This window comes from Phaeobacter sp. SYSU ZJ3003, from assembly GCF_041300735.1.
Lineage (GTDB): Bacteria > Pseudomonadota > Alphaproteobacteria > Rhodobacterales > Rhodobacteraceae > Phycobacter > Phycobacter gallaeciensis_A.
Genome location: NZ_PXNU01000038.1, coordinates 1 through 16,596, shown reverse-complemented (window position 1 = coordinate 16,596; position 16,596 = coordinate 1). Strand labels below are relative to the sequence as shown.

At 59.0% G+C, this 16,596-nt stretch carries 12 protein-coding genes, 1 tRNA gene and 2 pseudogenes; 4 read left to right on the top strand and 11 right to left on the bottom strand.

Annotated elements, in window-relative coordinates; translation table 11 throughout:
• Nucleotides 1-75 precede the first annotated feature (75 nt).
• Together C6W91_RS14655 and C6W91_RS14650 are read right to left on the bottom strand one after the other, a co-directional pair.
• A tRNA-Asp gene (locus tag C6W91_RS14655) sits at nt 76-152 on the bottom strand.
• Between the two features lie 221 nt (nt 153-373).
• On the bottom strand, nt 374-1,372 hold the full coding sequence (locus tag C6W91_RS14650; RefSeq protein WP_274838753.1) for an aldo/keto reductase: 999 nt from the start codon (nt 1,370-1,372) through the stop codon (nt 374-376).
• Between the two features lie 156 nt (nt 1,373-1,528).
• Between C6W91_RS14650 and C6W91_RS14645 the strand changes: the two genes are divergently transcribed.
• The 3 genes and pseudogenes from C6W91_RS14645 to C6W91_RS14635 all read left to right on the top strand — a co-directional run.
• Entirely contained in the window at nt 1,529-2,854 is a 1,326-nt protein-coding gene (locus tag C6W91_RS14645; protein ID WP_274838754.1) for an MFS transporter, read from the top strand.
• A 126-nt stretch (nt 2,855-2,980) separates the two neighbouring features.
• Nucleotides 2,981-3,250: a glutaredoxin gene (locus tag C6W91_RS14640; RefSeq protein ID WP_274835636.1), complete on the top strand. Its 270-nt coding sequence runs from the start codon at nt 2,981-2,983 to the stop codon at nt 3,248-3,250.
• Between the two features lie 382 nt (nt 3,251-3,632).
• Nucleotides 3,633-3,758: pseudogene (locus C6W91_RS14635) on the top strand (IS5/IS1182 family transposase); the annotation flags it as partial.
• 18 nt (nt 3,759-3,776) lie between these two features.
• Here C6W91_RS14635 and C6W91_RS14630 read toward each other — a convergent pair.
• The 8 genes from C6W91_RS14630 to C6W91_RS14595 form a co-directional block, all read right to left on the bottom strand.
• Nucleotides 3,777-5,528, bottom strand: a complete 1,752-nt coding sequence (locus C6W91_RS14630; protein ID WP_274838755.1) for an AMP-binding protein — start codon at nt 5,526-5,528, stop codon at nt 3,777-3,779.
• Between the two features lie 12 nt (nt 5,529-5,540).
• Nucleotides 5,541-7,919, bottom strand: a complete 2,379-nt coding sequence (locus C6W91_RS14625; RefSeq protein WP_274830904.1) for an amidase — start codon at nt 7,917-7,919, stop codon at nt 5,541-5,543.
• Nucleotide 7,920: 1 nt separating this feature from the next.
• Nucleotides 7,921-8,637 (bottom strand): ABC transporter ATP-binding protein, encoded by a 717-nt coding sequence (locus C6W91_RS14620; protein ID WP_370570976.1) that lies wholly within the window; start codon nt 8,635-8,637, stop codon nt 7,921-7,923.
• A complete protein-coding gene (locus tag C6W91_RS14615) occupies nt 8,630-9,667 on the bottom strand; it encodes a branched-chain amino acid ABC transporter permease (protein ID WP_274838756.1) in 1,038 nt (345 codons plus the stop codon). Before C6W91_RS14615 ends, C6W91_RS14620 begins: the two co-directional genes overlap by 8 nt.
• Nucleotides 9,667-10,533 (bottom strand): urea ABC transporter, encoded by an 867-nt coding sequence (locus tag C6W91_RS14610; RefSeq protein ID WP_065270626.1) that lies wholly within the window; start codon nt 10,531-10,533, stop codon nt 9,667-9,669. The genes C6W91_RS14615 and C6W91_RS14610 overlap by 1 nt, the downstream gene beginning before the upstream one ends.
• 80 nt (nt 10,534-10,613) lie before the next feature.
• Complete coding sequence (locus C6W91_RS14605) at nt 10,614-11,834, bottom strand: ABC transporter substrate-binding protein (protein ID WP_065270627.1); 1,221 nt, start codon at nt 11,832-11,834, stop codon at nt 10,614-10,616.
• A gap of 52 nt (nt 11,835-11,886) precedes the next feature.
• Nucleotides 11,887-13,497, bottom strand: a complete 1,611-nt coding sequence (locus tag C6W91_RS14600; protein WP_274841278.1) for a flotillin family protein — start codon at nt 13,495-13,497, stop codon at nt 11,887-11,889.
• A gap of 120 nt (nt 13,498-13,617) precedes the next feature.
• On the bottom strand, nt 13,618-14,724 hold the full coding sequence (locus tag C6W91_RS14595) for a substrate-binding domain-containing protein (RefSeq protein ID WP_370570978.1): 1,107 nt from the start codon (nt 14,722-14,724) through the stop codon (nt 13,618-13,620).
• A 106-nt stretch (nt 14,725-14,830) separates the two neighbouring features.
• Here C6W91_RS14595 and C6W91_RS14590 point away from each other — a divergent pair, with 106 nt between their 5' ends.
• Nucleotides 14,831-15,253 (top strand): MarR family winged helix-turn-helix transcriptional regulator, encoded by a 423-nt coding sequence (locus C6W91_RS14590; protein ID WP_065270629.1) that lies wholly within the window; start codon nt 14,831-14,833, stop codon nt 15,251-15,253.
• A 211-nt stretch (nt 15,254-15,464) separates the two neighbouring features.
• Here the strand turns inward: C6W91_RS14590 and C6W91_RS14585 are convergent.
• Nucleotides 15,465-16,424, bottom strand: a pseudogene (locus C6W91_RS14585) (DDE-type integrase/transposase/recombinase); the annotation flags it as partial.
• Nucleotides 16,425-16,596: the final 172 nt, after the last annotated feature.

The window sequence follows — 16,596 nt, the reverse complement described above, 5'->3', positions numbered from 1 at the left end:
ATCTCATATCATCTGCCTTTCGGCATCCCCCATCCGGAGCGGACCCTGGTATTGCCCAAGGCGGGCAGGCAGCAGTGGCGCGGTTGACGGGGCTCGAACCCGCGACCCCCGGCGTGACAGGCCGGTACTCTAACCAACTGAGCTACAACCGCTCGCTGCCCGTCCAGCATCTCTGCCGAACGTTGGGGTGTAATATTCCCAGGCCTCGGGTATCGTCAAGCGGTGTTTTGTCATTTTATCCGCTTTCGGCCAAAAAAATTCATTCCCAGATGTAAAGCATTGAAACCAAGAGGAAAGCTCCCTATCCCTCCCCGCACTCGCGAACCAAAGACCCGTATTCGCCCCGTCGCCGTGAACCAGAGCAACTGTCGGATCAGCAATAGCGCTCAGGGCCGATCCACTGCTCATCCGAATAGCGGTCGCCATGCGCCCATCCCACGGGCAACACAGTCTCGATCCGTTCCAAGTCCTCAGGCGTCAGCGTCAGATCCGCGCCCGCGACGCATTCCCCAAGGTGTTTGACGCTGCGGGTCCCGGGGATCGGGATCACGTGGTCGCCGCGGGTCAGCAGCCAAGCATTGGCCAGAGCCGCCGCCGAGGTCCCCATCTGCGCCGCAAGTGCACGGAACTTATCGGTGATCCGCAGGTTCTCACTCAGATTCGGCTCCATGAACCGCGGGTTGCCAGCAAGGAACGGCAGTTGCGGGATCCGCGCCTTCGGAATCGGGTTGTCTGTCAGCAAGGAGCGCCCCACCGGCGAGAAAGCCACAAAAGCCACCCCGAGTTCGGCGCAGGCCTGTACCAGGCCAAGATCGGGGAACCGGGTCGACAGGGAATACTCCGATTGCACAGCCGCAACAGGAAAGGCCGTCATCGCCCGCCGCAGGGTTGAGGGCGCCACCTCCGAAAGACCGATCGCGCGTGTCTTGCCCTTTTCCACAAGGCGACCAAGGTTCGCCGCCGTTTCCTCGGGCGTGAAACGCGGATCGCGGCGGTGCGCATAGAACAGATCGACACACTCGACGCCCAGCCGCTGCAAGGATTTGTCCAGCTCTGCCTCAAGATGCTCTGCCGAGTTATCAAAGCACCGGTTGCCATCGGCATCGCGCGTGATCGTGGCCTTTGTCGAGATCACAAATTCATCACGCGCCCCGGGATTGGCGCTCAGGTAAGATCCGATGGCGTTTTCGGATTTTCCCATGCCATAGATATTGGCGCTGTCCAGCAGCGTCACACCCAGATCCCGGCAGCTGTCGAGAATGGCGTGGCTTTCGGCCTCATTGGTGGGGCCGTACATGTCTGAAAAGGACATCGCGCCATAGCCGATGCATCCGACCTCTGGTCCCTGGGCTCCAAGTTTGCGCTGCTTCATGAACTCTCTTTCCGGCTTCGATTATGTGTTCGTCCAGCGCATGGTGCAGAAAAGAAGCCCGTTTGTCGAACGCTCTTCCCCGTCGTTCTTGCCTGCCCCTTAGCGCTCAGGCAGAATCAGGCCCATCGCCATTTCCCGCTCTGCGTGAGGACACCCATGTTCGACATCCTGTCAGACCGCACCTATCGCCATCTGTTCCTGGCCCAGGTCGTGGCGCTGATCGGGACCGGGCTTGCCACCGTTGCGCTGGGTCTGCTGGCCTATGATCTGGCGGGCAGCGGCGCGGGGCTGGTGCTCGGCAGTATCTTCACGATCAAGATGATCGCCTATGTGGGGATTGCACCCATCGCCGGAGCCTTTGCCGACCGTGTGAACCGCCGCGCCCTGCTGGTCACACTGGACCTCGTGCGGGCGGCAGCGGCCCTGTGTCTCCCCTTTGTCACCGAGGTCTGGCAGGTCTATGTGCTGATCTTCCTGCTGCAATCCGCATCAGCTGCCTTTACTCCCACATTCCAGGCCACGATTCCGGACATCCTGCCGGAAGAGGACCGATATACCCGGGCGCTGTCGCTGTCGCGGCTGACCTATGAATTGGAAAACATTGTCAGCCCGACGCTGGCGGCGCTGCTGCTGACCGTCATGGCCTATGACACGCTATTCCTTGGTACGGTCGCTGGCTTTGTCGGCTCGGCCCTGCTTGTCGTCTCAGTGCTGCTGCCCAGCCCCAAATCCACCCAGCGGCGCGGTATCTACGACCGCACCACCCGAGGGATCCGGATCTATCTGGCCACGCCGCGTCTGCGCGGTCTTCTGGCGCTCAATCTTGCGGTCTCGGCGGCCGGAGCCATGGTGCTGGTGAACTCGGTGGTTCTGGTGCGCGGAGAGTTGGGCCTGAGCGAAAGCAATGTGGCCTGGGCAATGTTCGCCTTTGGCTTCGGCTCGATGCTGGCGGCGCTGCTGCTGCCCCCTGTGCTGGACCGGGTGCCGGACCGGCCAGTCATGCTGTCCGGCGCCGGGCTGCTGGTTGCGGCATTGCTGGGGCTGGCGGCCCTGGTGGCGATTACGGGCCTCAGCTGGGGCGGGCTGCTGATCAGCTGGTGTCTGGTCGGCATCGGCTACTCGTCGGTCATGACCCCCTCCGGACGGCTGTTGCGCCGCTCTGCCCATGCCGAGGACCGCCCGGCCATCTTTGCCGCGCAGTTTGCCCTCTCCCATGCTTGTTGGCTTCTGACCTATCCGCTGTCTGGCTGGCTGATGACCGCCTTTGGCACGCTCACGGCGCTGATCCTGCTGGCGGCGCTTTCTCTTGCTGGGCTGCTGCTGTGCCGTTTCCTCTGGCCTGCCCATGCCCCATCGGAGATACCCCATAGCCACACGGATCTGCCGCCGGATCATCCACACCTGCTTGAGCACGGAGATGAGGCGCACAAGCACGCCATCATCATCGACGATCTGCACCGCGACTGGCCGACGCGCGGCTGACAATCAGGCGCTCCCCACGCTGCTCCCAGCCGGCGCACTCACCTCCCCCACGCCAACGTGATCCGCCCGACCTTGCGCAAGCCATGCCGGTATTCGAAACCCGCCGCGAATAGAAAGGATACCCCTATGCCCAAAGCCGTCATCTATCGCATGGATTTGCCCAATTACACCTGTGGCTTCGGCACGGCAGCCCTTGACCTGCTGCGTCGCGAAAAATTCGATATCGAAGAACATGTGCTGCGCACCCGCCGGGAAACGGATGCCTTCAAGGATAAGCACCACGTCACCACAACGCCGCTTGTATTCATTGACGGGGAGAAAATTGGTGGCTTTACCGAGCTGAAGAAACACCTCAAGGCCCAGAAGCCGAAACCAAAACGGTTCTGGAAACGCTGATCCACAAGCCCCCCCCGTCATGCACGCGGAGCAAAGACGCGCATAAAGCGGGGGGACATGACCACGTTGCCTGCCCTCTGCGCGCCGCAGGAAGGGCTTTCTGATCTCTTCATCAGCCCACTTCATCGCCGCCTTTAGGTCCTCGGAAAGAGTGTGCCAGTAGCCCTTTGTGACCCCACCAGACCAAAGCTGGCATTTTCCGTCGTTGCATCCAGGCGCAAAACAGGCGTTTCAAGGAGATGGGGTAGAGCATCTGATCTGCGAACAGCTGAACCGCACCGGGGTTGCCGAAGGCTTCAACTCCTGAGTAGGACGAAGTCACAATGAGCAACACAAGAAACAAATTCTCTCCCAAGGGCCACGAGCGTGCAAAGCAACTGGTAACCGAATCGAGATCATGTTCAGCAGGGTCAAGGCGTGGCGGCGTGTTGCAACAAAGTATGACAGATGCCCCACGGCCTTCTTCTCTGTTGTCGCTCTCGCAGCGGCTGTCATCTACTGGCTGTGAATTCAAAGGGGCCAGTGTCTAGGCCACGAGCTCAGCGACCATCTTGTCGCGCATCACGTACTTCTGTGGCTTCCCCGTGATCGTCATGGGAAGTTCGTCAACGATCCGGACGTGCCGAGGGATCTTGAAATGGGCGATCTGACCCTTCAGTGACTCGCGAAGCTCCTCCTCCTCCAACTCCACGCCGGGCTTTGCAATCGCCCAAGCACAGACTTCCTCGCCCAAGGTGTCATGCGGAATGCCGAAGACTTGCACATCGCTCACCTTCGGATGCCGCATCAGGTATTCCTCAATCTCGCGTGGGTAGATGTTTTCTCCGCCCCGGATGATCATGTCTTTCACGCGGCCAACAATGGAACAGAAGCCCTCCTCGTCGAACACGGCAAGATCGCCGGTGTGCATCCAGCCATCCACGATGCTTTCGGCGGTCTTCTCCGGATCCTCCCAATACCCCTTCATGACCGAGTAGCCGCGGGTGCAAAGCTCTCCCCGGGTGCCAACCGGGACAATCCGCCCATCCGGATCGACGATCTTGATCTCCAGATGCGGATGAACCCGACCGACTGTCTCGCAGCGCTTCTCGGTGGGGTCGTCCACGAAACTCTGGAAGGAGACGGGCGAGGTTTCCGTCATCCCATAGCAGATCGTGACCTCTTTCATGTTCATTTCACAGTTCACACGTTGCATGACTTCAACCGGGCACGGAGCGCCAGCCATGATGCCGGTACGCAGACTGGAGAGATCACGGGGCGTATCGCCGAGATCTTCGAGCATCGCAACGAACATCGTCGGCACCCCGTAGACCGCCGTGCAACGTTCCTTGGCCAGCGCGTCAAGGGTCTGCGCCGCATCAAAACCCTCGCCGGGGAAGACCATGGTCGCTCCTTTTCCGATGGCCCCAAGGACGCCCATCACCATACCAAAACAATGATAAAGTGGCACCGGGATAGCCAGCCGGTCCGTCTCGGACAGGCGAATGCGATCCGTCACGAAGCGGGCATTGTTGACGATATTGTAGTGCGAGAGAGTTGCGCCCTTCGGCATACCCGTCGTGCCGGAGGTGAATTGAATGTTGATTGCGTCATCCGGGCTGAGCGTCTTGTCGATCTCAGGGATCCGGAGCTGCTGGGCCGGGCCGCCGAGCTTCCTAAGCTCCTCGAAGGAGTAGGCCCCTGGACCCGGCTGGTCATCCATGATGATGACGTTTCGCAGATGCGGCAGAGTTGCCGAGCGAAGCCGACCCGGTTCGCAATTTTCCAGCTCCGGAGCGAGGTTGCGGAGCATGCCTGCATAATCGGAGGCCTTGAAGGATTTGGCCGCGATGATGGTCTTGCATGCGACCTTGTTCAAAGCGTATTCCAACTCACCCAGGCGGTAGGCCGGGTTGATGTTCACCAGGACAAGCCCGACGCGCGCGGTTGCAAACTGCGTCAGAACCCATTCGAAGCGGTTGGGAGACCAGATCCCGACCCGGTCACCCTTTTCGAGACCAAGCGCCAGGAGACCGGAGGCAAGCTCGTCCACCGCGCGGTCGAGATCGTAGTAGCTCAACCGGATATTCTGTTCGCTGAACACGACCGCATCGCGGGGGCCGAACCTTGATACCGCATCCCGCAACAGCTGGGGAATGGTGATATAGGCAAGTGGCGGGGTCGATGGCCCACGGACATAGGATTGACCATCCTGCGGAGCGATGGTGTCCGTGGTTGTCTCGGTCTGGGGCGCCCAATCAGATATCCGTGTTGCCAGACTTTCGTTCAGGATTGACATGTAGATCCTCCCTTACATGTTGCGCCAATCGCCAGATTTCTCAAAGGCATCAGCCGCCTGATAGATCTTCATCTCTCCATAGTGTGGCCCCACCAGCATCATGCCGATGGGTAAGCCCTCGCTCAGGCCGCAGGGGATGCTCATCGCCGGCAGACCGCCGTTGAAGGGCGCTGTGTTGGCGACCATTTCGAAGGCGCGCTGCACATAGAGGCTGAGCGAGCAATCGGCAGGCGGATGCGGTTGCGGCTTGATCGGCAGCGTCGGCATCAACAGCAGATCGTATTGCTTGAGCGCCGCCATGTAGCGTTCATTGCAGAGCCGCATGATGTTCTGCGCCTTGCCATAGAAGCGGCCCCGATACTGGCGCTGGAAATGCTCACCTACGAACATGCAGGCCTTTAGCGAATGGCTCAGCTCATCTGCGCGGCCATGCCATTGCGACATGTGGTCGGTCATGGAAGGCAGGAAAAGCCCCTTGTAGTTGGTGCCCGTCGAATTGCCCCACATCATGCCATCCTGAAGGCCCTCAAGCGTGATCGCTGTCCAGGCATCCATGGCGGTATAATGTTCCGGAATCGACACCTCCTCGACCCGCGCACCGAGTTCCCGAAAACGCTCGGCGGCTTGCATAACCTTGGTATCCACGTCGTATTCCGAATTCTCGTGGGCGAACCCTTCCATAAGGACTCCGATGCGCATCCCATGCGCGCCGCGCCCCAGAGCCTCGGTATAGCTATAGACCGTGGGCTTGTACTGGCGTGGATCGAGCCCGTCTTCGCCAGCCAGCACCTCCAGCAAAAGTGCATTGTCTGCGACCGTATTCGTCACCGGGCCGAGATGGTCGATGGTTTGCTCGATCGGCATTGCCCCGGTGTAGGGCACAAGCCCATGCGTAGGCTTCATCCCATAGACGCCGCAATTGGAGGCCGGGATGCGGATGGAACCACCCTGGTCTCCTGCGATGGCCATGTCGACCTCGCCCGAGGCGACAAGCGCCGCCGACCCGCCAGAGGAACCTCCGGCCATATATCCGCGTTTCCAGGGGTTGTGGATCGGCCCTTTGGCGTTGGTGTGCGAGCCGCCCGAGAGGCAGAAATTTTCACAATGTGCCTTACCCGCGATGACGGCGCCTGCATCCAGCATCCGGGTGACGATTGTGGCGTCGATCTCGGGTGTGTACCCCTCCATGATGGACGAGCCATTCATCATCGGCACGCCAGCCAGGCAAACCGTGTCTTTCAGCGCGATGCGCTTGCCGCGCAGCTTGCCATCCGGTGCGCCGCGCACTTCGGTCTTCACATACCAGGCATTCAGCGGATTCTCGGTCGGGTTCGGGAACCGGCCGGGGCTGCGCGGATAACGGACCTCTGGCAGGTAGTCAGGCATCGCGTCGAGACGATCATAGGCCTGCATGTAAGGCTCGATGATCTCACGATATTCCTCAAGATCCGCATCCGGCAGGTTCATCCCAAACCGGTTCGCCATTTCACGCATTTGCGAAAGTGTCGGTCGTCTTATGGTCATGTTGGTCCCCACACTTGCGGCAGCTGGTTCAATCGCCCGTGCCGCCTGATACTGTGTCTGTTTTGCCTGATACTGAGCCTGTCCCGTCGCGGTCGGTCGTGCGGGCGACTGCCCCCCAGCTTGTCCTCGGGTAGATCTCGCCGCTCCGAACCCCAAGAACTGATCGACCTTTCCCTGATCCGAAAGATCTGCCTTGCTCAACTCTCCGGTGATCCGGCCACGTTCGAGCACGAGTACCCGGTCGGACAGATCGGAAATGAAGTCGAAGTTCTGTTCGACAAGCAGGATGGACAGCCCCCGGCTTTTGCGCAGATCAAGGAGTGTTTCGCCCATTTCCTCGATTATCGAAGGTTGGATGCCTTCTGTTGGCTCATCCAACAGCAGGAAATCCGGATCCCCCATCAGACAGCGGGCCAGGGCAAGAAGTTGCTGTTCGCCGCCAGAAAGGGCGCCCCCCTCGCGGTCCAGCAAAGGCCGCAGGCGCGGGAAATCCGAGAGCACGGCCTCCATCACGTCGTGCTCGGAGGCCCCTGCATATTCATGCCAGGCGAACCGCAGGTTGTCGCGCACGGAAAGCTGGGGGAAGATGCCTCTGCCCTGTGGCACGTAACCCATGCCAAGCCCTGCCCGTTCGAAAGGTGCCATCCCGGTGATATCCGTCGAGTGAAACCGGATTGCCCCGGACCCGGTTGGCAGGAAGCCCATCAACGTCTTCAGGAGGGTGGTCTTGCCCATACCATTGTGGCCGAGAATGCCCACGACCTCGTTTTCGCCGACGGCAAAGTCGATCCCGTGCAGGATTGGCACTTTTCCATAGCCGCCCGAGACGCTTTTGACCTTCAGGATTTCTGTCACACCCTCTGTCATCTCAGTTCTTCTTTCCAAGATAGACGTTGCGAACGGTGGGGTCCGACATGACGCGATCTACGTGATCTTCCATCAACACTTCTCCCTGGTGGAAAACCGTCACCATGTCGGCAATCGAGCGAATGAATTGCATGTCGTGCTCGACGATGATGATCGCCGCAGTCTTGTTCAGCTCATGGATGATGCCGGTCATGCGCTCCACGTCCTCGGCACTCATCCCGGCCGCAGGTTCATCAAGCAGCACCAACCAGGGGTCGCCGACCGCCACGAGGCCAAGCTCAACGCGCTGCCGTTCGCCGTGCGCCAACCGCCCCAGATCGTCGCGCGCAATCGATCCCAAGGCGAGGCGCTCGATGATCTCCTGCGTCTTCAGGTTGGCTTCCTGAACGTCATGAAACCGCCGGGCGGCAAGCCAGATGTTCTCGAACACGCTCAGGCTGTCCATGACATTCGGCGTCTGTGTCTTGATACCGACACCGAGCGAGGCAATCTGATGCGGCATCCAATGGGTGGTCTCTATACCGCGCATATAGACCTCGCCCTCAGTCGGGGTCTGGAGACCGGTGACGCATTTGAAGAAGGTGGACTTCCCGGCCCCATTCGGACCGATCAAGCAGCGGAGCTCTCTTGCACGGAGTTTGAAATCGACATTGTTGGAGGCCACTACGCCGCCAAAGCGCATGGTCAGCCAGTGGGTTTCAAGAACAACTTCAGCCATTCTGACGCTCCCTGTTTCTCATACGCCGTTGCTGGTGAATACGTCCCAAAGGGCGGCGGCCAAAGCTCACTTTCCATAGCCCCGCCAGCGCCGGGACGACGCCTTTGGGCAGGAAAAGAACGAAAAGAACCAAGATCAGACCGGTGATCAACGTGTTGTCGATGATGCTCTGCTGTCCCAGAAGAAATTTCAGATAAGCCAGCCCGGCCGCGCCAAGAACCGGACCGAACCGGGTACCCAGTCCACCAACGATGCACCAGATGATGATCTCGGCAGATTGGCCAAGGGAAAACAGGCTCGGCGTGACAATCTCAGCCCAGTTCGCAAACAGCGCCCCGGCCAGCCCGGCAATCGCTGCACCCGCAGCGAAGAGGACGGTTTTCCTGATCCGCACGTCATATCCCATCAAAGACATGCGGGTTTCGTTTTCACGGATACCGACGGCGACACGGCCGAAGCTTGACCTCAGCAAGGCAGAGACGAGGAAGTAGACCGCGCCCAGAAGGACGGCGCAGACATAGAAGTAACTGTCGCCCCAGATGTAGTCATCCGGGCGTCCGGGGATGTTCAACGTCTGGAACCCGGGGATTCCGTTGAAACCACCCAGACGCGCGGTCCCGATCACGTATTGCGGCCCGGCGGTCGAGTTGATGAACTTGAACAGGATCAGCGTCACGACCAGGGTGATGACGCCGAGATAGACGTCATTCAGGCGCCCATAGAACATCATCGCCCCAAGCAGAGCCGCAAACACCGCCGGAACCAGCACGGCGAGGATCATCGGAACCGTGCTTTCACCGATATTGATGGCGGCAATGGCGTAGGTATAGGCGCCCAGCCCGAAAAAAGCGGCCTGGCCAAAGCAGAGGATGCCGCCGAAGCCCCAGATCAGACCGAGACTTAACCCAAGCATCCCGTAGACGATCAGAACCGTCAGCGTGTAGGTGCCAATCATCAAGGGCATGACCCAGATCAGAACTGCGGTAACAAGGATGGTCGTGATGGCGTCTTTTGAAAGGCTCCCTTGCATCACAGCTTCCCCTTGAAGAATTTGCCGGTAATGCCCTGTGGCAAAAGGCGCAGCAGGATGACTGCGGCCACGAGAAGTGCAACTTCGCCGATGACCGGCGAGACGGCGAAGGTGAAGACTTGGTTGACGACACCAAAGAGGCCCGCGCTTGAGAAAAGGCCCGCGATAAGGGACGGCCCGCCCGCGATCACCGTGATGAACGCCTTGGCGATATAGGCCCCGCCCGATGTCGGGACGAGCCCGACCAGCGGCGCGAGGACCGCGCCTGCCAAACCAGACAGAGCAGAGCCGCAGAAGAAGGTTGCCATGTAGATGCGGTCCGGGCTGTAGCCCAGGGCCGCCGCCATGTCAGAGCGTTGCATCGTACCGCGCGCGATCAAACCTGCGCGTGTCGCCTTCAGGATCGTGAGCGTTCCGATAAGCAGCAGGATCGCGACCACGATGATGAAGAAGTTATAGCCGTTAACCTGATAATTTCCGATGGCAAAGCCGGGGATCGGTGTTGAGATCCCTGTCGTCGTATTGCCAAAGATCATTGTCGCCAGACCGATGAAGAACAGGCTCAACCCCCAGGTTGCGAGCATCGTGTCGACAAGCCGCCCATAGAGATGACGGATCACCAGCCGTTCGACCACGAGCCCGATAAGCCCGACGACAATCGGCGCGATCACCAGCATGGCGATGAAGATGTTCACGCCGAGGTTCACGGCTGTGATGGTGGCGTACCCGCCCATCATCATGAACTCGCCATGGGCAAGGTTGATCACTTTCATCATTCCGAAGACGACCGCGAGGCCGGCACTGATGAGGATCAGCGAGGCAACCGCGTAAAGCATCTCGACAAGTATGACGACGGTTAAATCCATGAGAAAGAAATTCCGTTGGAAGAGGAGTACAGTCCGGGCGTGCGGGGCGACCCTGCCGCCCCGCTAAAATCTGTGAGCGGTCAGATTTGGATTTCGTACTGGGTATTGTCGTTCGGATTGGCCTCCAGATCGCAGACGGCCTGAGTGTCGACCGGCTGTCGCTGTGGCAGTGTTTCGATCACTTTCATGCCCTGGTTCTCGAATTCCATGAGATGCACATCGAGAACGGCATGGTGCGTCTTGGGATCGACCGTGATTTTCCCTGCAGGGCCATCGATCGACAGACCTGTCTCAAGGGCTGCAATCACGGCGTCCCGTTCGTGCGACCCTGCCTGGCGCACGGCTTCGGCCCAGGTCAGAATGCCCTGATAATGCGATACGGCGATCTCGTGGATCAGGTTGCTGTCACCGTAGGCGGCTGCCCATTTCTCCTTGAAGGCGGCGTTCGCGGGAGTATCGAGTTCCTGGCTGTAGTTGTAGGCCACCATGATCCCGTTGCCCTCTTCCGGGGTCAGAACCTTATGCTCGTTGCCGACGCCAAGCGTGGTCGATGCCAGAGGGATGCGGTCTTTCATGCCGGCGGCAGCCCACTGACGGAAGAACGACAGGTGCGCGCCCCCGACGAGCGGTGCAATGACGAGGTCGGGACCAACCGATTGAATCTTGGCGATGGTTGAGCCAAAATCGCTCACATCCAGCGGGAAGAAATCGACACCGACAGTCTCGCCACCGTTGTCAGCCACGAACTTCTGGATCCAGCGCGCGGTGATCTGACCGTAGTTGTAGTCAGCAGCGAGGATGTAGACCTTCTTGCCGGATTTGCTCATCGCGTAGGGAACGAGGGCCTCGACCTGCTGTGCAGGTGTCACGCCATTGATGAAGATGTTGCGGTCACAGACACCGCCCTCGTAGAGCACATTGTAGAAATAGAGCGTCTTCGTCTTGCGCATTGTCTGGCGGATCGCCTCGCGCGAGGCGGACAGGATGCCGCCATGCACAACATCGACCTTGTCCTGGCGGGTCAGTTGCTGACCGTATTGAGAATAGAGCGCCATGTCAGATTGCGTATCATAGGCCGCAACCTCGACCTGCTTACCCAGAAGGCCGCCAGACGCGTTGATTTCGTCAACGGCCAGGCGCATCGCCATATCCATTGGCTTGCCGTAAGCATCGAATATGCCCGAGGTGTCGAGGATCGACCCCAACTTGATCGTGTCGGCGGCAAGGGCCACGCGAGGCAGCATCGAGGTGCCTGCGATGGCGGCTGTGCTGGCCAAGAAGTTTCGGCGGTTCAGGGACATATCAGTTTCCTTCCTGTTGTCGTTCCGGTTGGGGATCTGGACGGTTGGCCCGTCACTTCTCGGTCTTGGGTTTGTCTTTGATGCGGTTTGCATAGTCCGCAGTGCGGCCAGCGAGGTTGGCATCGAAATCCAGTCCGATTTCCTCGCCCATCTGCTTCATCGCAGGCAGGCGCACCGCCATTCCGAGGATCTGATCCATGGCGGCACCGAATGCGCCATCGACCCCTTCTCCGGCGCCGTTGCTTCCACTCGCGCCGGAAATCTGGTTGATCCTGATAGAGTCGATTTTTTCGACCGGCTTCATCATCTGCGTCATGATTTCCGGCAGGCGGTCCAGCTTGCGCTCTTCCAGGCGCATCCGGATCACCGCATCGCCAAGCGTATTCTCGGCCTGGTTCAGTGCGATGCGACCGGCGGCTTCCGCTTCCATCCGGACACGCTCTGCCTCGCTCGCCTTGGTTTTAGCGGCGGCATCGGCCTTGGCCTTCTCCAGAAGCGTCTCCACATCCCGCTTAACCTTGGCCCCTTCGAGCGAAAGCTCTTTCTCCTGTTTCAGGTGGGCGATCTCGCGCTCGCGTTCGGCGATGGCACGTTCCTTCTGGGCCTGTACGCTTTCGGCCGCGAGGATGACCTTTGCTCTGGCCTCTTCCTCTTCGGCACGGGCTTCGGCCTCCTCCGCGCGCTTCTTGGCAATCTGAATGTCGTTGTTGATCTTCTCTTCTTCGAGCGTCCGGATGGCTGCCATCTCGGCCCTTCGCAGCGCCTCGTCACTTTCCACCTGCGTCGCTTTCACCCGTTTCTCGTTTTCGATCCGAGTGGTCTCGCTCGCGAGTTTTGCTTCATCGCGGGCGCGGTCTTCGCGGGACTTGGCGTCCGCCTCAAGCTTTGCCAGATGCTCTTGCAGGGCGATCTCTGCTTCACGTTCTGCACGCTGCAGTTCGAGTTGCCGCTGATGTTGCGCCAGGTGGCTTTCACGCACGGCGACCTCGGCCTCGGTTTCAATGCGGATGCGCGCCTTGCGTTGATCCGCGACAAGTTCGGCCAGTTGACGCATGCCTTGCGCGTTGAAGGCATTATTTTCGTTCCATTGGCTCAGATCGCTTTGATCGACAGCCAGCAAGGAGGCCGACACCAGGGTCAGCCCGAACTTGGAAGCCTGGGTATCAATTGCCCTAGCCACATCGTCGGAAAAACCGGAACGATCGAGGTGAATTTCTTCTAAGGTCCGAACCGCCGCCGCGCGCTGGATCGCATCCACGAGGGAGCCAGCGAAGACGTCCTTGACCGTGTCACCTCCACGGGCGATCCGAGAACCCAGCGCCTGGGCCGCCGTCGAGATCCCTTCTTTGGTCGGTGCGACGCGAAGCTCGAACTCGAACTGAACATCGGCCCGCATCTTGTCGCGCGTCAGGACGGCGTCGCGCCCCTCGCGGTTGATGCCAAAGGTCAGCGCCCCCATCGAGACTTTCTGAACCTGGTGCAGGATCGGCAGGGATAGGCACCCGCCGTCCGTTACGACACGCGATCCGCCGAAGCCGGTTCTGACCAGCGCCGTATCCAGAGTAGCTTTCGCGTAGTAGCGTTGAAGAAACCAGATCGCGACCAGAGCGACGATTACCAGCAGAACCAGCAGGACAACCCAGAGCAAAGCAAATCTCCCCATGTGACCGATCGTCGGAGGTGTCCGTCCGCGATCCATTCGTTCACAAAAGCGTGGGAGAATTTTATTTCCATTTCAAGTAAATAATTTGAATTGGAAATCATTTCACTTCAAGATACTGTTTTATAACTCTTTAATGACTTCAAATCTCAGATCGTCAGCCCGCGCAAGGTAGATCGGCGCCCGTTCACTCGTGTTCAAAGAGGAGAGCTTCCGACCGCTTCGGTGAATCACCGGCAACGCGGGAGAAACACTGTGCTCCCGCCAGACTGTTGCATGCCCCTGCATCAGCCCTGCCAGGAAATGGACCCCCTCGTAGGTCGACTGCCCGAGCGCGTTCAAAACCGGCGCCTGATCCCCGTGTACGTTGAAATATTTTTCCTTAAACGACAGGTTCGCATCTGTCGGCAAACTTCCGAAATAGGAGGACGCGGCGAACAATCTTTTGCTGTTTTGCGCGCCGCAGCCCAGCAGGCCGTTCTCCTCGATTGCACAAGACAATCGCACCATCCGGTCATGAAGGTTTGCCTTGCCGAAAGCCCTGTTGAACGCGACGGCATCCTGCCCGACAAGCGAGATCAGCACGGCTTCCGCACCCGAGCGGGAGATCTCTTCGACGAACATGCTCATGCTCTTCAGGCCAAACGGCAGGTATTTCTCATAAGCCAACCCGACCGACATTTCCTGAAGCTTGCCCTTCGCGTAGCTATGCGAGGTTCTTGGCCAGACATAGTCGTTGCCGATCAGGGCCCAGCTTCGGGGCCGATACTCATTCTGGATGTGCTGCATCGATGGGCCGAGCTGTTCTTGCGGGGTTTCGCCAATGGCGAACAAACCGTCCGTGCGCTCACCGCCTTCGTATAAAGGCGTATAGATGTAAGGGATGCGTTGACGGACAATCTTGCTCAGACGCTGCCGGATCGCACTGATATGCATCCCGACGATGGCATCGATAGAGTTTGTTTCGATCAGATCGTTGACGGTTTCCTCGATCGAGATGCTCGCCTCCATGGCCGCATCGATCATGATGAGTTGCACCTTGCGGCCATCAATACCATTTGCCCGGTTCAGTTCTTCGACCGCGACCTGTGCGCTCGAGATGCAAGAAGGGGCCCAAAGACCCGCCGCGCCACACAGTGGAATAAGGAGGGCGATCCGATAGGTACCGTTGCCGCGCAACACCGGATTATCCCGCAGCTCCTCAAGTTCAGTTGGAACAACTGGTAACACATTCAAATTGGCTCACCCCTTCCCTAGAGGATCAGGAACCGCTACATACCAATTGATCTTACTTTCCAAGTCAATTAATTTCGAGTTCTGTGGAGAAGTGACCCCTATGGAAACGCGCGAAAACCCTATTCAGGACTATCTGTCGTATGCTTTGGCAGCGGCACATCGGAAAATGTCGGCATCCTTGAATGCCCGGCTTAAAAAACACGGCATTCAGATCGAAGCCTGGCGCATCCTTGAAACGCTGGAAACGGACCAACGGCTGACCATGGGGCAGCTGGCAGAAGTTGTGCTGATGAATCCCCCTACCCTGACCAAACTAGTGGACCGTCTGGTTTCGGATGGCCTTGTTCATCGTCAAGTCGCGCAGGCAGATCATCGCCAGATCAACGTGCTGCCGACCGCGCTCGGGAAAAAGCGGATGCTGCAGGTTCGTGAGGAAGTGCAGGATCAAGACGCCGCACTCGAGTCCCTGATTGGCAAGGACGATGCGGGCAAGCTCATTGAACTCTTGCGCGGGATTGCGTGAAACTAACCCTATGAAGGCAAGCGGTGTATCTGCCCCGGAACTTGGAGTAGCCCCCTGAAAGTGGTCCACCAACTGGGATAGATTTGTCCCGCAAATTGGAGGATCAGCGATGACTGGCAAACGAGAGAAGCCCGATGTGTCCGTCGTCAGAGATTTTGGGCCATTTGGCAGCCTGAGCGAAGAGAGGGTCTGGCTCATCTGGTTGGTTTGATTATGCAGCGTATCTTCGGTGAAGCAAGCGCCGGGTTTCGATAGTCTTTCGCTTGATCCTTTCTCGTTGTTTCAGGATGGTCTGGCCGCGCCCGAAGTAGACATCGGCCGGGGTGAAGTATTGCAGGCTCTCGTGGCATTGTCGGTGATTGTAATGCTCGACGAGGGCGTCGATCTTCTGCCTGAGATCGCCGGGCAGGAAGTAGTTCGCCAGCAGGATGCGGTTCTTCAGGGTCTGATGCCAGCGCTCGATCTTGCCCTGGGTTTGCGGGTGATATGAGGCACCGCGGACATGATCCATCTGCCGATCTTCCAGCCAATCGGCCAACTCGTCCGAGATGTAACCCGACCCGTTGTTACTGAGAAGGCGGGGCTTGTGCAGAACCTTCGCCTGATCACAACCCGATGCCTGCAGCGCCAGGTCGAGCGTGTCGGTCACATCGCCTGACTTCATCGTCGTGTAAAGTTTCCAGGCGATGTTGTAGCGGCTGTAATCATCGAGGGTCGTGGACAGGTAGAACCAGCCCCAGCCGATGACCTTCAGGTAAGTGAAGTCGGTCTGCCAAAGCTGGTTCGGTCGGGTCGTCTTGTCACGGAACTCGTCAGCGGCGGACAGAACCACATAGGCCGGGCTGGTGATCAGGTCTTAGGCCTTTGGGATGCGATAGACCGAAGCCTCTGACATCGAGCCATGGGAGCGCCACTGGTCCGAGAGACCATGGCGAGGATACTTTTCCGTGTCAGTGAATCGCACGGCCAACTCGCGCGGCGACAGATCGCGTTCCTGCAGTGCTAGGTCCTTGATCTTCTCGCACACCGGCTCAGGGATGCGGTTCCAGACCCGCGACGGCCTGGGAATGCGATCTTTCAGCGCCTCAGGGCCGCCCGACAAATACCGATCATACCAGCGGTAGAAGGTCGTTCTGGGGATGACGAGCTTGTCCAGCGTTCGCCTGGACGGACCGGTTGCGCCGATCCGGCGTGCGTATCTCAATGGATGGCAAGGGGCGGTTCCTCGACAACATCTTCGTTGAACGGCTCTGGCGATCTCTGAAATACGAGTGTGTGTGAGTGCTGGACGTAATCTCCCCAAAACGGCTGGATGAAAATTCCCCAGTTTAGTGCGGATGCCG

What these genes read in the sequence shown, in the direction of transcription:
- C6W91_RS14605 (WP_065270627.1), bottom strand. Translation starts at nt 11,834, where the DNA reads ATGTCCCTGAACCGCCGAAACTTCTTGGCCAGCACAGCCGCCATCGCA.
- C6W91_RS14620 (WP_370570976.1), bottom strand. Translation starts at nt 8,637, where the DNA reads ATGGCTGAAGTTGTTCTTGAAACCCACTGGCTGACCATGCGCTTTGGC.
- C6W91_RS14630 (WP_274838755.1), bottom strand. Translation starts at nt 5,528, where the DNA reads ATGTCAATCCTGAACGAAAGTCTGGCAACACGGATATCTGATTGGGCG.
- C6W91_RS14645 (WP_274838754.1), top strand. Translation starts at nt 1,529, where the DNA reads ATGTTCGACATCCTGTCAGACCGCACCTATCGCCATCTGTTCCTGGCC.
- C6W91_RS14615 (WP_274838756.1), bottom strand. Translation starts at nt 9,667, where the DNA reads ATGCAAGGGAGCCTTTCAAAAGACGCCATCACGACCATCCTTGTTACC.
- C6W91_RS14590 (WP_065270629.1), top strand. Translation starts at nt 14,831, where the DNA reads ATGGAAACGCGCGAAAACCCTATTCAGGACTATCTGTCGTATGCTTTG.
- C6W91_RS14625 (WP_274830904.1), bottom strand. Translation starts at nt 7,919, where the DNA reads ATGACAGAGGGTGTGACAGAAATCCTGAAGGTCAAAAGCGTCTCGGGC.
- C6W91_RS14640 (WP_274835636.1), top strand. Translation starts at nt 2,981, where the DNA reads ATGCCCAAAGCCGTCATCTATCGCATGGATTTGCCCAATTACACCTGT.
- C6W91_RS14610 (WP_065270626.1), bottom strand. Translation starts at nt 10,533, where the DNA reads ATGGATTTAACCGTCGTCATACTTGTCGAGATGCTTTACGCGGTTGCC.
- C6W91_RS14600 (WP_274841278.1), bottom strand. Translation starts at nt 13,497, where the DNA reads ATGGGGAGATTTGCTTTGCTCTGGGTTGTCCTGCTGGTTCTGCTGGTA.
- C6W91_RS14650 (WP_274838753.1), bottom strand. Translation starts at nt 1,372, where the DNA reads ATGAAGCAGCGCAAACTTGGAGCCCAGGGACCAGAGGTCGGATGCATC.